A 13470-nucleotide genomic window follows, 5' to 3' on the forward strand; every position below is an offset into this window, starting at 1 on the left:
ATCCAGACATCCGGAGAAGACTCCCTTCTATTCTGTTCTCTTTCACCATTTTGATCGCTTCGTGGGTGAGTACGATCATCGCTTTGAAAAGCATTACGGCATGCGGAGAACGCAGAGTTAAACCTTGATTTCAACTTTGCATTGCTCGTAGTTGAATTCGTTCGATCAAGATTTTGCCATTTTAGCAAAAATCTGTCGCTGAACATTTATTATTGAAATCACATTTTCTTTGCGGCTTAGCCTCCGCGCTGAAAATGAAATTTCGGGAGCAATCGTAGGACGGTCTCCGGCCCGTCAGACAGGCGAAGACGCCTGTCCTACGTTGTAGGATGGGCCTCTGGCCCGTCTACGCCTAGCGGCCTCTGCTCAACCAGCGTTAAAGCGAGGATAACATTTTTCATTGTTTCAGGATGACCGTCAGGTCATGATCAACTGCCCTGAAAATGACCACGAAGTCACGGAGGAATCGGAGAATCACCGAGTAAAGATTCTTCTTTAAGTTTTTTCCTCTGTGTATCTCCGTAGGCTCCGTGTCTCCATGGTTTCATTTTCATCATTTCTGTGTGACGACTCTGCCGTCATTGGTAACTTTGCGTTTCAATATTTACGTTTTTGTGCGATGAAACTTGATTCCTACCGGACAAACTTCAACCTTACGTGGATGGATGCCAATCGGAAACCAGCCATCAGAATTACATTCCAGCAGTGGTTCCGTCTTTAAAGGCGTCAGACGAACCAGGAAGTCGACAAAATCCGGTTTTTCCGGCTCTTCATAATCTTCGGAATTATAAGACTCGTCCCGCTCTTCCTCATGACCCGGATCATCCTCGGGAAACTCTTCCAGATAAAACCTCATGGTGCTTGGAAATTCCTGGCCAGGACGAGTTCTACGAAACCACGAACCGGCCGGCTCAGCCAGTTCTTCCGGCAACGTATCAAAACCGTTAATACTCCAGTAAAACGTGTAGACCTCCACTTGATAATCGCCGGGTTCCACTGGTGTAGTTCTCATAAATGTCTCATCCGGACCGCGTGGATCAAACCCTCCTTCCAGCACAAGCTCTCCGCACGGAATGCGCAGCTTCCAAATAAATCGATCGACCCATTCGGCCTCTTCCTGCGGGGTTAACTCTCCCGTGATGATCCGAACATGCGGGCAATTATCCTGTACGAGTTTGATCGGGATGATCAGTGCTTCCTGAACGCTCTTATAAAGATGATCCCCTACTTCTTTGCGCGATTTGCCGCAGTATCCGGCAGGATGAATCGTAAAGCCGGTCGCTTCGTTGTAAACAGCAATGTCCTTCCTCATGCATAGATTCTAACGCAAAGGCGTTGAGTTTTTATTCTTTGCGGCTTCGCTGCCTTCGCGTTGAATGAGCCTTGCCACATAACCACTGGCACGAGCGGCGCGTCTTCACATCTCTGTTGAAGATCTCGTGCGTTTGAGTGTCGAAGAGCAGTTGAGCCGCCCTGATCGCGAATTTGAAGAAGCTGTTCAGTACGTTCTGGAAAAGAACGCGGATCTTTACAAGCGCCTCGCTTGATGCGCTATCTTACCGTTTCTGAAATCCTGATACTCTACGAAAAAATCATTCTCCAATCTGGCGGTTCTTTTGGTATCTGGCTGAATCAGCACCTCGTTGAAAGGATTTGAATCGTTTGTAAGTTTTATTATTTAATTCTGCGTACTCCGCGTCCTCTGCGGTGAAAAATTAAACCGCGTATCATCACCAGACAGTATGCGCACAACACGGCTTATAATGTCTGACTATGGCACTGCAACAGGGGACGCAGCTTGGGCCGTACGAAATCGTTAGTCCGATTGGGTCTGGTGGAATGGGGGAGGTGTATCGCGCGCGGGATACGAGGCTGGATCGGACGGTTGCGATCAAAGTTCTATCGTCCGATCTGTCGTCCGATTCGGAGCTCAGAGGGCGCATGCAGCGCGAGGCTCGCGCTATATCCAGCTTAAATCACCCGCACATCTGCACCCTCTATGACATCGGTCAGGAAAGCGGCATCGATTTCCTTGTGATGGAATTTCTTCAAGGGGAATCTCTGGCGGAACGTCTGCGAAAGGGTCCATTACCACTCATTGAGCTGCTGCGATACGCGATGGAAATCGCGGATGCTTTGGAAAAGGCGCATCGCGAAGGCATCGTGCATCGCGATCTGAAACCGGGCAACATCATGCTGACGAAATCCGGCGCAAAGCTCCTGGATTTCGGGCTTGCGAAAATGCGCCCGCAAGCCGAAAAGTCTGATGCGGTTTCCACACTTCCTACGCGACACGATCCTGTCACGAAGAAAGGAGTGGTGCTTGGAACGTTTCAATACATGGCGCCGGAGCAGCTCGAAGGAAAAGATGCGGATTCGCGCACGGACCTGTTTGCGTTCGGCGCAGTGTTGTATGAGATGGCCACCGGCAAACGCGCTTTCAACGCAACCAGCGAAGCGAGTCTCATCGCAGCAATTCTAAAAGAGGAACCCACGCCGCTATCGCGCGTTCAGCCGTTGACTCCGTTTGCTCTGGAAAATCTTGTGAAAAGCTGTCTGGTCAAAGATCCAGAAGAACGATTGCAGAACGCAACCGATCTCAAACACGCACTCCAGTGGATCAGCGATTCGATTTCGCACTCCGGATCCCAAACATCGCCAACTGTTTCATCCAGACGTTCGCTTCTGCCGTGGGCACTCTTTGCTGCAGCAGTATTAGTGGGCGCCATTTTGGTAGCATTCCTGGTTTCGAAACGATCCGGTGAGAATGCTCTTTCCGGTTCCAATCGCGTCATCCTGGTGGCTCCTCCCGAACACTCCGTCACGAATCTTGCTGTGAGTCCGGATGGTAAGACTGTTGTTTTTGTGACGAGCGGCTCCGCGGGCAGGAAGCTTCATCTTCGCCATACGAATCGTTTTGAAACGATTGCACTTGCCGGAACCGATGGCGCGGAAGCACCATTCTTTTCGCCGGACGGGAAATGGATCGCCTTCTTTGCATCTGATAAGCTGAAAAAAATACCGGTCACAGGTGGAAACCCGATTACGATTTGCGATGCTTTCAACGATTGGGGTGGGACCTGGAATGTTGGTGGCACGATCGTTTTTACACCACTTTACGGATCGGGGCTTGCGTCTGTTTCCGCGGATGGCGGAACGCCGCAGCCTTTTACATCGCTGAACGTAGAAAAGGGTGAAAGGGCTCACAGTTGGCCGCACTTCTTACCGGACGGTAAAAGCATTCTCTATACGATTCAGGCCGGGCCAGGTTTCGAAACACGGAAGATCGCTCTCTATTCTCTCGAAACAAAACAAACAAAGGTTTTAATAGAACAGGGAGCTCATCCACGATTCGCGAATGATCACATCATCTTTTCACGCGACAGCACGCTGTTCGCAGTTCCTTTTGATAGGAAGCGCCAGGAGATTACTGGTGCGGCTTTTACGTTGTTGGATGGAGTGCTCGATATATTAAGCGAAGCAAACTCCCTTTTTGACGTATCCCCTGCCGGAACATTTGCGTTTGTGCCGGGTCCCGCACTTGGCGCAGAGAACAGAAGGCTTGCATGGTTGGATCGCAAAGGTGGAGAAACATCCATTTCTGATCAGCAACTTCCTTATTATATGCCTCGAATCTCTCCGGACGGGCGCAAACTTGCGGTGTCGGTATATCAGGAGGGGCGTTTTGTAATTGCCATTCTGGATCTGGAGCGCGGGACATGGTCCCGTTTGCCCACGCAAGGCAGCAGCGCATATGCTGTCTGGACACCCGACGGAAACAGGATCGCCTATAGTTCGGATGCTTTAGGTCCGAATGGAATCTTCTGGCACTCAGCAGACGGAGCAGGAAATCGGGAAACTCTGGTGACATCAGCATCTGTGCTGTTACCCGGGGCCTGGACTCCGGATGGCCAGGAAATGGTGTTGACGGAAGTGGATCAGGAAACTTCCGGAAATGTTGGTCGATTTTTTCTGAAGACTCCCGGTAAATTTGAAGCGTTTCGGAAAACTTCGCGCGATGAATTCAGTCCGGCACTTTCTCCGGATGGAAAGTGGATTGCGTATTCCTCCAATGAATCGGGATCGTATGAGATTTATCTGGAAGCCTATCCTGGACCCGGACGTCGCTGGCAAATCTCCAGTGGTAACGGCGAAAATTTTGAACCTGTGTTTTCAAGAAACGGTCGAGAGCTTTTCTTAACACGTTTTGAGAATACCCTGCACTCCGTCTCTTTGAGCGCAGGTCCGGATCCGCGCCCTTCCAAACCATTGTTGGTCACACAAGATTATCACTCTGCGGATTTGGATGGGTTGCCGGGGTATGATGTTGCGCCGGATGGCCGGCTGGTCATCGTAAGGCGACCTGAAATTGCGTGGCCCGCCGAAGTGCGCGTGTTTCTCAACTGGTCGCCGGTACAAAGCAATAAATAACGGGACATCCCCACAACTTTGTTTACAAAGTTTTGGGTTGCGGGCGAAGCCCGCTCTGCGTACTCCGCTTCCTCTGCGGTGAATTTATGAGTTGACGCTGACGGCGTTATTTGGAATTATCGAAGCATGAGCAAGCTCACCATTGAGATTTCTGAAGAGAAAATCCAACAGTTGCAGGAACGAGCGGCGCGTCTTCACATCTCTGTTGAAGATCTCGTGCGTCTGAGTGTCGAAGACCAGTTGAACCGCCCCGATCGGGAATTTGAAGAAGCGGTTCAGTACGTTCTGGAAAAGAACGCGGATCTCTACAAGCGCCTCGCTTGATGCGCTATCTTACAGTTTCTGAAATCCTGATACTCTACTGAAGAGCAAGAAGCAACGATTCTAGCTGTTGTTTCATCAAAACTGAACCGTGAAGAATTACTGAACTGGCTGCATCACCACCTCGTCGAAAAGATTTGAACTGCTTTGTAAGTTTTGTTCTTTTAACTCTGCGTCCTCTGCGGTGAATGGTTGACGCTGAGGATGCAATTTAGAATTATTGACGCGCATAGTATCCGTGCTTACGTTGAAGTGCTTGCCGTCATAGATGAGAATGCCAGCGGTTTTCTCACTTTCCCGGGTATCACCAGCGGTAACACTTTCGTTTCGTTGCCGCGCTTGATGGTGAGCCAGTATGTTTGCCCATCCTGATGTAGCAAACGAATCATTTGCTCCCATGTGAAGGCGCTCGCAGGTTGGGCATCTATTGCAACGATCAAATCGCCCGGAAGAAAGCCGGCTTTCTCTCCGGCAAATCCCTTCAACAAGTTGGAAATGCGGAAAGCGTTTGCTTCGGGTGTTGATTCCACATCAAGACCGCTCAAATTTAACAACGTTTCGTCTTCGAAGTGCCGGCTGGGTTCAAAGATCGTTCGTGCGCGCGAATAATCGAAGATCACTCGAAAACGTTGCAGGAAATCCCCACCGATGAGGGAATTTCCTGACGCGCCATCGACGTTCTCCAATTTCAGCTTTCCGATTTGAACAGTATCGTAAGTCCCCAGAGTGATGCGGAATGGTTCACCTAGACCGATTCCACCGATCGCTTCGTATTTATGGCCGTTCGATTTCGCGATCAGTTCGCTATCGATGGAATCGGCTGAGCCGGTATCGATGAGCAGCTCCGGTTCCTCCGGTTGCACACCCGGCGTGGACAGTTTTAGCCGGACATATGGATGTTTCTTCTTCACTTGAGTAGGTAGAATTTCTCCATCACCGTTATATTCGAAACTTTCTGGCTGGTAAACGCGCACAACCCGAGAGTCATAATCAATCGAAACAACATAAGAAGCAAAAAATTCATATCCGATCAATCCATCGCATTTGTGTCCCAGCTTTTCCGATATTCCGGCAAAATCGATCACCATCACTCTATCGACTTTCATATCCAGGCCGGGAAGTGAAAATTTGATGTCTTTTGCAAAGGTAACGTTTGTCTTTCCAGCTCCGGCCCCTCCCACCTGGTCTGCTCCGGCAGTCTTCAACCCCAGCTTCAACGCGGTTTGTTTTTCAATCACACATCCACTCGCACCGGAATCGAGAATGACCCACAATGGCTCTGAGCCATTGACCTGAACCTGCAAAAAGATGAGTTTTTCGACCAGTTGAAACGGAATTGTGGCGATCGGCCGCGAGGGTTGATCACCAAAACTGATGTTGACGAAGATCAGAGACAAGACGATAAATAGGATACGCATCATTTTCTCCTTACTGTTGGCTACCAAGATCGGGATAAGATCGAAACGCAGATTCCAGCTGTTCTGTACTGATGTTGGAGAGCATCAGAATTCGTTTATCACCGGACTCGCAAGACACAAGCCGCAACGAAGGCCATAGAACCTCGATACAATCTCTTCCAAGAAATTCCTGCACCTCCTGATTTCCGGCGCCGTAAGCCATCTTCGTTTCGACAGGTTGCTCAAACAAACACAGAATCTTGCCTTCATTGGAGACGTACACGCGCCCCACTCCACCACCATACTGCTCCTCGTAAATGAAACCACGCTGAAACCGGAAATCTGAGGGCAATACAGGTTCCGCATACTGCCTGCCTGTGATGCGCGACAGTTCCACGGGAGATTGCGCGAGCGCATGATAAGGGGATTTGATCAATTGAGGCCCGCTGCCGGAATTGGCCGCCTCTTGAAGCAACAAATCCAGGTAGATGGCTCCCTGCGGATCGATCGTACTCCTCGTTTTGCTGTATGAAAACAACAAGGTGCCCACTGCAAAAAGGAAAGCCGCAGCGGCAGCCACCCAACCATAACGGCTGAATGAAGGGGAGCGAACGTCGGCATAGACGATGGAAGATGGGATGCTCTGTTTGCGCACGGATTGGATCAACTCTGTGCTTTGTTTGATTGCAGCATAAAGTTGGCGGCATGACGAACAACGCTCCAGATGTTGCCTAACTGCATTCCGGTTTTTATCATTCAGGGCATCGTCCAGATAGGCCGAAAGGTACCGTTTCGCAAAGAAGTGCATCATAAATCCCTCCTGAATTCATTTTGGAAAACACGCGCGATTTGAAGCCGCGCTCGATTCAATCTTGAACTGATGGTCCCAATGGAAAGGCCGGTGATCGACAAAATTTCCTGATACGAAAGGTCCTCAAATTCACGAAGCACCACCAGCATCCTGAGTTGCGACGGAAGAGCGTTTACCGCGATTCGCACTCTGCGCTGTAAATCGAGTTTTTCTAAATCTTCCTGCGCTGAATATCTGACGGTTGGCTCCGGTAGTGAATGGAGACTTTCCATGCGCCGGCGTTTGTTTTGCCGGATTCCATCGAGACAAACATTCACTGCGATTCGGAACAGCCAGGTTGAAATTTCCGACGAGTGTCTGAAATCTTTTTCGGATCGGAGCGCTCTTAAAAAAGTCTCCTGCGTCGCATCTTCAGCAGCGTCTGGATTCCCCAGATACTGATAGGAAAGGCGATAAATCCTCGAAACGTTGTCGCGGAAAACCTGCTCGAAATCTTCCAACCGTCGTGGCCTCAGCTTCAAAGTCAGTGAAACTGCATCACTGCAGTCTTTTAGACGATGAGGCTATCCTGTTTCTTCCAGGATCGACAAAGGTTTTGGGATGAAACGCATCCGGAGAAGGCCTCAGGTTGCTCACGATAATTCCGTCTGCCATGGGAATCCCTGTTGTTTCACCGCTAGAGGACGCCGAGTTCGCAGAGGCTTATTTTCTTTTTCACTCTGCGTACTCCGCGTCCTCTGCGGTAAAATCAAGACAGCATGGATACGATTAGCCGGCGCAAATTCCTGGAGCTTGCTGCATCGTTTGGCGCGACGCTGGCGTGGGGATCGACGTTTGCAAGCGAGTCAAAAATTTCGTGGCGCGAGCGGCGCGATGTTTATCCGCAGGGTGTTGCTTCCGGCGATCCTCATCCGGACAGCGTGATTTTGTGGACCCGACGGCCTCCCGGACAATGGGGAGAAGCAAAGAAGCTGCTGTTGGAAGTCGCGGAAGATTTTGATTTCCGCAAAGTGATTGCGACAACAACCGCGCGAGTTTCCGCGGAAACCGATTGGACGTGTCGCGTGCTTGCCGCAGGACTCCAACCGCGCCGTGTTTACTGGTATCGCTTTACCGATGAATCCGGTTTCGGCAGCAGAATTGGCCGCACCGTGACGGCCCCTTCCGAAGAAGACGAAAAACAGATTGCGTTTGCGTTCGTGAGCTGTCAGAACGTGCAGGAGGGAGCGTGCAACGCGTACCGGAGAATGATCTGGGAAGATGAGAAACGCTCTGCACAAGATCAGCTTGGCTTCGTTTTGCATTTAGGCGATTACGTTTATGAAGTGGTGATCTATCCGGAGGATGGAAGCCAGAGGTACGATCGCCGCCTTCGCGATATTGTTCGCTATCCCGGCGGTAAGAAGTTCCGCGACATGCATTATCCAATGACGCTGGAGGATTATCGCCTTCTCTATCGCGCTTATCTGGCGGATCCTGATCTGCAGGATGCGCGTGCTCGCTGGCCATTCGTGTGTGTCTGGGACAACCATGAGTTTTCCTGGAAAGGGCGGCAGAGCATCCAGAACGTGGATGCGCCGCGTCCCGCGCAGAAAGTAAAAGTTGCAGCCAATCAGGCATGGTTTGAATACCAGCCTGGCCGTGTGCTGCAGCCGGGCGGATTCGATCCGAATCGTTTTCACGCGCCCGATGTTGCGAATGCGCCGATCGACAAGTTCGATGAATACGGACTCGGGCAGGAGCCGAACAATCTGGCAGCGATTCGGAGCCTTCAGATTTTCCGCACGCTGCGTTACGGGCGCAATGTGGATCTCATCATCACAGACAATCACTCGTTCCGTTCGGAATCGGTACTGGACATGGAACAAGCCGGCAAATTTACGGTGGAAAAGATTCCATTCTTCTTTCCGCAAAATGCGCTGGAAATCATGGACGCCGGTCGGGCCTACAATGATGGTAAGCTTCCCGCCACTATTCGCTTTGGTGGAGAAGAGGTTGTGAACCCGTTCAAGGATCAACCGCCCAAAACAGTTCTCGGTATCGATCAGAAAAAATGGTTCCTGAATCAGTTGAAGAATTCGAAAGCGCCGTGGAAGTTGTGGGGCAACTCCTTTGCATCGCTGGACCCTCGTCTGGATCTCCAAAACGCGTCGGATGAAATTAAAGAACTCTGGCCTGTGGACGATTACGGCGTGATGGCAATGGAGTGGGGCGGATATCCATACGAACGCGCGGAAATCTTTGACTTTATTCAACGGGAGAAAATACCAGGATTCGTTTCGATTGCGGGAGACAGGCATTCGTTTTTTGCCGGTCTGCTTTCGGCTGCGCTTCCGCCGAAACCATTTGTTCCCGTTGGAGCTGAATTCATCACAGGATCTGTATCGGCGCCCGGTCTGGTGGAAGCGCTCGAACATAACTTGCCGAAAGACGATCCGCTCCGGGCCGTTTTTCTCGCCGATCCGTCTTCCGGTTCGCGTCCAAAACCTGCGATCAATTTATCTTTGATGCACGGGATCCGATCCGCTTTCAATTTTCAGAAAACGGGAAATCTGGAGCAGGCGTTGTCCCAACGAAATGCGGAAGTTGCGCCGCATCTCTGGTTTGCTGATATGGGCGGACATGGTTATGCGGTTGTCTTTGCCGGCAGCTCCGAGCTCAAGGTGGAATTCGTGTGCATCCCACGACCGCTCGAACGTGCCGAACGCCCCGATGGCGGTCCACTGCAGTATCGAGTTGCGCATCACCTTAAGTTGTGGAAGCACGGTGAAACTCCACGCCTCCAGCAAACAATTGTTGAGGGAGATGTCCCTCCCGGGGCTTCACGAACGGAGCGCCGCCTTTAGCCGGCGAATAAGTAGGCGGCGGAAATGTTTACGCTGAATTCATGAAGGGATCTTATTTAAATCCTCTGCGCACTCCGCGTACTCTGCGGTGAATCAAGATACAATTTTTGCACCCCGGTTATTCCGCTCTTAATGTGATCGCAGGATCGATTCGAGAGGCGCGCCATGCCGGTAGTCCTGAAGCGACGATGGCGACCGAGAAGAGCAGCGCGACGACAGCAAAATACGTCGGTGGATCGAGACGTGAAATTTGAAACAGTATTGCAACAATGCCCTGCGTCACAACAGTCGCGGTCAGAAATCCGATAGCGACACCGAGACCCGTGAGCGTGATTCCTTTGCGCACGATCAAAACCACAATGTCGCGGCGTGAAGCTCCGAGCGCGGAACGAACGCCGATTTCGCGCGTCCGTTGGGCGACGGTGCCGGCCAGCACACCGTAAATTCCCGCTGCAGCAAGAAGTAATGCAGCCAGCGCAAAGGTCTGAAACAGAATCAATGCAAACCGTCGTTCTGATGCGCTGGCGGCCAGAAGCTCATCCATCGTTGCAACGCGTACAATGGGCTGATCTGGATCGATGGATCCGACAGCAGCGCGCACAACAGGCGCAAGCGTCGCGGCATCACGTTGCGCGCGGATTACCAGCGACATGGTTTGGTCCTTGAACTGCCATTGCTGCGCAGGAATGTACACGGCGAACGATTCGTTTGCAGCCAACGACATTTGTTTCACATCCGCAACAACACCCACGATCGTATAAGGAGGACCGTTTGTCGGTCCGATTCGGAGCCGATGTCCAGTTGGATCGCTTTGCTGGAATCGCAATTTCGCGAGCGATTCGCTGATGAGGGCAACGAACGGCGCATTGCTCCGATCGTTTTCATGGAACGATCTGCCGTGCCGCAGCGGTATCCCCATGGTTTCGATGTAACCCGGGCTGACGGAATATCGAAAACAACCGTAGCTTTGAGACGCACGGTCAGGAGTTGCTTGAAAATGCACGCCGTACTCATCAAGGTCGCCACTTAACGGGAGTTGGCTTGTCAACGCTGCGCTTGCCACGCCAGGTATCTGCCTTACAGATTCAATTGTCTGTTCAAAGAACCGCTGGCCTTCCGAGCCGTCATCGAAAATCTGCATCGTAAGAACGTTTGCGGAATCAAATCCGGGGTCTATGGCAAACAGGCGGTTCAGACTTCGCCACAACAAGCCGGAGCTCACCAGCAGCACCAGGGCAAGAGCAACTTCACCTACGACCAGTGCTTCTCTGATTCGAGAGTTTCCGAATCCTGTTGCACGGGCGTTTTGAAGATGATGGCGAACATCAGACCGGGCTGTTTGACGCGCTGGAATGACACCGATGAAGAGTCCAATCAAGGTGGTAATGGTCAACGCAAAAACGAAAACGCTGCGATCAATCGCAATTGCACTTGCGCGAGGCAAACCGGGCGGACTCAGTCCGATCACCGCTTGTACCCCAAAGAAGGCAACAACCAGGCCGGCAGCGCCCCCCAGGAATGCAAGCAGAAGTGATTCCGTTAGAAGCTGCCGAATGATGCGCGCACGGCCTGCGCCGAGTGCAGCGCGCATGGCAAATTCTCCCTGCCGCTGAACGCTTCGCGTAAGTAGCAGATTGGTAACATTTACGCACGCGATCAACAGAACCAGCACTGCGGCGCCCATAATGGAAAGAAGCGCGGGCCGCACAGCTGATGTAATGTCTTTTTGAAGCGACTTCACCACTAATTTGATTTGTTCACCGTAAGTCTCCGGTCGTTGTTCTCTTAATACGTCGCGCGCGATTCGATTCGTTTCCCCGGTTGCCTGATCGTAAGTGATCCCTGTGCGCAGACGTCCGATCGTTCGCAGATGGTGTCCCCAGGCTCTTCCCTGCGACATGTCATATTGCAGAGGCGACCAGATCTCAGCGGCCGGCGCGAGTACATCTTCAAAATCCTTCGGCATGACTCCAATGATTTCAAAATTTGTATCATCGAGACGAATCACACGACCTTGAATCGCTTCCTCTGCATGGAACCGCCGCTGCCACAAATTCCAACTGATCAAGATCACGTTCGGACCGTTCATTCGATCTTCACTCGTGCGGAAGCTTCTGCCGAGGAATGGTGCTGTGCCGAACACATCAAAGTAAGCGGCGCCGACGCGTTGCCCGTTGAAACGTTCCGCAGGACCCGTTCCTGTCATGGTGGGATGCCACGGTTTGTACGCTGCGATCGCGTCAAAGGATTGACTGCGTTCCGTCAGGGCTCGAAACATGCCGAAAGTGCCGTCGATGCGCGCTCCGTCGTTCGTGAACTCGGATATTGTGACGATCTGCGTTGCATGCGGGTAGGGCAAGGATTCAAACAGAATCGGATTGATCGAGCCAAAAATCGCCGTTGTGATACCGATCCCCAGCGCGATTGTCAGCACAGCGACTGTTGTAATGATCGGTAACGCTCGCAGTTGCCGGCAGGCGATCCGCAAATCGGAAAAGAATGCTTCCACGATATTTTCCCAGCCGTAACTCCGTACCTGTTCATGCAGGCTTGCCGCGCTTCCAAATTGCCGAACGGTCCGTTCGGCTTCCTCCACTGACAACCCCCGAGCAATGTGCGCTTGTTTTGATTCTTCCAGGTAGTGGCGGAGCTCTTCGGAAATTTCCTGATCGACACGTGTGCGAGAGGTGAGCGTCCGAAACCCGAGCTTCAGTTGTCGCCAAACGGACATACGATCAACCTTCGGCTTTTAGCAACCTTGCGATCGCGCCCACGCGCCGTTCCCATTCGGCCGTCTCGACATCTAACTGTTTGCATCCGGACCTGGTTAGCTTATAAAAGCGCGCGCGCCGGGAATTTTCGGTCTGCTGCCATTCTGCGTCAATCCGCCCCGCTCGCTCCAATCGTTGCAATGCAACAAGAAGCGACCCTGGATTTACTTTAAAAACACCCCGCGTAATTTGCTCGATCCGGCGTGCAATACCAAAACCGTGCATTGGCTCCAAACTCAATGTCTTCAGGATCAGCATATCCAGCGTGCCCTGGATCACGTCTGTATTCGATTCGCTCATGATCCGTCATCATAGGCACTTTCCTCTTGATTGTCAAGATGAAGATTGCGGCTTCGCGCTTTTGCGTTGAAAAACCACGGAGTCACGGAGCTTCACGGAGCAAAACAAACTCTGTGCTGCCTCTGCGTACTTCGCGTACTCTGCGGTGAAAACAACGTGTTCGCTATTCGAAGCGCAGGGCGAGAATCGGATCAATGCGGCTTGCACGATGCGCCGGGGATCATTCCCGCCGCAGCGGCCACCATCGCCAGAACGAGTATTGTCGATGTAGCAATCCATGGATCGCCGCTCTGGATCCCATAGAGTTGGGAGGAAACATATCGGCCCAGTGCCATCGCGGAGGGGACTCCCACTGCGAGCCCGATGACCAGCAGAAACAGCACTTCCTTCATCACCAGCCGGTATAATCCTATGCGGTGAAGTCGATGAACCCGGGATTCAAAACACCGTTCGGATCATATTTCTTCTTCATTCGTTTCATTTCGCTCCAGTTTGTATCGTAGTGTTCCTTCCATTTCCTTTGATCAAACTGGACCAGGCCCGAAAGGTAGCGCTTGCCACCGAGTGCTTCACTCAATTCGCTTGCCATGTTC

12 protein-coding genes are annotated in these 13470 nt (G+C 51.8%); 4 read left to right on the forward strand and 8 right to left on the reverse strand.

Going from position 1 to position 13470, the window contains the following annotated elements; translation table 11 throughout:
- Positions 1–604 precede the first annotated feature (604 nt).
- Entirely contained in the window at positions 605–1312 is a 708-nt protein-coding gene (locus tag L0156_03820) for a hypothetical protein (protein MCI0602117.1), read from the reverse strand.
- Between the two features lie 85 nt (positions 1313–1397).
- Between L0156_03820 and L0156_03825 the strand changes: the two genes are divergently transcribed.
- From L0156_03825 to L0156_03835, 3 genes are all read left to right on the forward strand, one after another.
- Positions 1398–1547: a DNA-binding protein gene (locus tag L0156_03825; GenBank protein ID MCI0602118.1), complete on the forward strand. Its 150-nt coding sequence runs from the start codon at positions 1398–1400 to the stop codon at positions 1545–1547.
- A 226-nt stretch (positions 1548–1773) separates the two neighbouring features.
- Positions 1774–4431, forward strand: coding sequence for a protein kinase (locus L0156_03830; GenBank protein MCI0602119.1), 2658 nt, complete (start codon positions 1774–1776; stop codon positions 4429–4431).
- A 126-nt stretch (positions 4432–4557) separates the two neighbouring features.
- Complete coding sequence (locus L0156_03835; protein ID MCI0602120.1) at positions 4558–4755, forward strand: DNA-binding protein; 198 nt, start codon at positions 4558–4560, stop codon at positions 4753–4755.
- Between the two features lie 239 nt (positions 4756–4994).
- Here L0156_03835 and L0156_03840 read toward each other — a convergent pair whose 3' ends face one another.
- Genes L0156_03840 through L0156_03850 form a run of 3 tightly spaced genes read right to left on the reverse strand, consistent with a single transcriptional unit; the run spans position 4995 to position 7481 of the window.
- A complete protein-coding gene (locus L0156_03840; GenBank protein MCI0602121.1) occupies positions 4995–6170 on the reverse strand; it encodes an aspartyl protease family protein in 1176 nt (391 codons plus the stop codon).
- A 10-nt stretch (positions 6171–6180) separates the two neighbouring features.
- Positions 6181–6960, reverse strand: coding sequence for a zf-HC2 domain-containing protein (locus L0156_03845; GenBank protein MCI0602122.1), 780 nt, complete (start codon positions 6958–6960; stop codon positions 6181–6183).
- A complete protein-coding gene (locus tag L0156_03850; protein ID MCI0602123.1) occupies positions 6957–7481 on the reverse strand; it encodes a sigma-70 family RNA polymerase sigma factor in 525 nt (174 codons plus the stop codon). Before L0156_03850 ends, L0156_03845 begins: the two co-directional genes overlap by 4 nt.
- 237 nt (positions 7482–7718) lie before the next feature.
- On the opposite strand from L0156_03850, the gene L0156_03855 reads away from it, so the two are divergent.
- Positions 7719–9806, forward strand: coding sequence for an alkaline phosphatase D family protein (locus L0156_03855; protein ID MCI0602124.1), 2088 nt, complete (start codon positions 7719–7721; stop codon positions 9804–9806).
- Positions 9807–9924: 118 nt separating this feature from the next.
- On the opposite strand, the gene L0156_03860 is transcribed toward L0156_03855, so the two are convergent.
- The 4 genes from L0156_03860 to L0156_03875 form a co-directional block, all read right to left on the reverse strand.
- Positions 9925–12537: an ABC transporter permease gene (locus tag L0156_03860; GenBank protein ID MCI0602125.1), complete on the reverse strand. Its 2613-nt coding sequence runs from the start codon at positions 12535–12537 to the stop codon at positions 9925–9927.
- 4 nt (positions 12538–12541) lie between these two features.
- Positions 12542–12877, reverse strand: coding sequence for a PadR family transcriptional regulator (locus L0156_03865; protein MCI0602126.1), 336 nt, complete (start codon positions 12875–12877; stop codon positions 12542–12544).
- A 191-nt stretch (positions 12878–13068) separates the two neighbouring features.
- Positions 13069–13269, reverse strand: coding sequence for a hypothetical protein (locus tag L0156_03870; protein ID MCI0602127.1), 201 nt, complete (start codon positions 13267–13269; stop codon positions 13069–13071).
- Positions 13270–13286: 17 nt separating this feature from the next.
- The coding region (locus L0156_03875; GenBank protein ID MCI0602128.1) for an FAD-binding protein at positions 13287–13470 on the reverse strand (184 nt) is incomplete at its 5' end.

The sequence above is a fragment of the bacterium genome (assembly GCA_022616075.1).
Classification (GTDB): domain Bacteria; phylum Acidobacteriota; class HRBIN11; order JAKEFK01; family JAKEFK01; genus JAKEFK01.

Coding starts and splice junctions, on each gene's coding strand:
- L0156_03860 (MCI0602125.1), bottom strand. CDS start 12,537: ATGTCCGTTTGGCGACAACTGAAGCTCGGGTTTCGGACGCTCACCTCT.
- L0156_03845 (MCI0602122.1), bottom strand. CDS start 6,960: ATGATGCACTTCTTTGCGAAACGGTACCTTTCGGCCTATCTGGACGAT.
- L0156_03840 (MCI0602121.1), bottom strand. CDS start 6,170: ATGCGTATCCTATTTATCGTCTTGTCTCTGATCTTCGTCAACATCAGT.
- L0156_03870 (MCI0602127.1), bottom strand. CDS start 13,269: ATGAAGGAAGTGCTGTTTCTGCTGGTCATCGGGCTCGCAGTGGGAGTC.
- L0156_03830 (MCI0602119.1), top strand. CDS start 1,774: ATGGCACTGCAACAGGGGACGCAGCTTGGGCCGTACGAAATCGTTAGT.
- L0156_03835 (MCI0602120.1), top strand. CDS start 4,558: ATGAGCAAGCTCACCATTGAGATTTCTGAAGAGAAAATCCAACAGTTG.
- L0156_03820 (MCI0602117.1), bottom strand. CDS start 1,312: ATGAGGAAGGACATTGCTGTTTACAACGAAGCGACCGGCTTTACGATT.
- L0156_03865 (MCI0602126.1), bottom strand. CDS start 12,877: ATGAGCGAATCGAATACAGACGTGATCCAGGGCACGCTGGATATGCTG.
- L0156_03855 (MCI0602124.1), top strand. CDS start 7,719: ATGGATACGATTAGCCGGCGCAAATTCCTGGAGCTTGCTGCATCGTTT.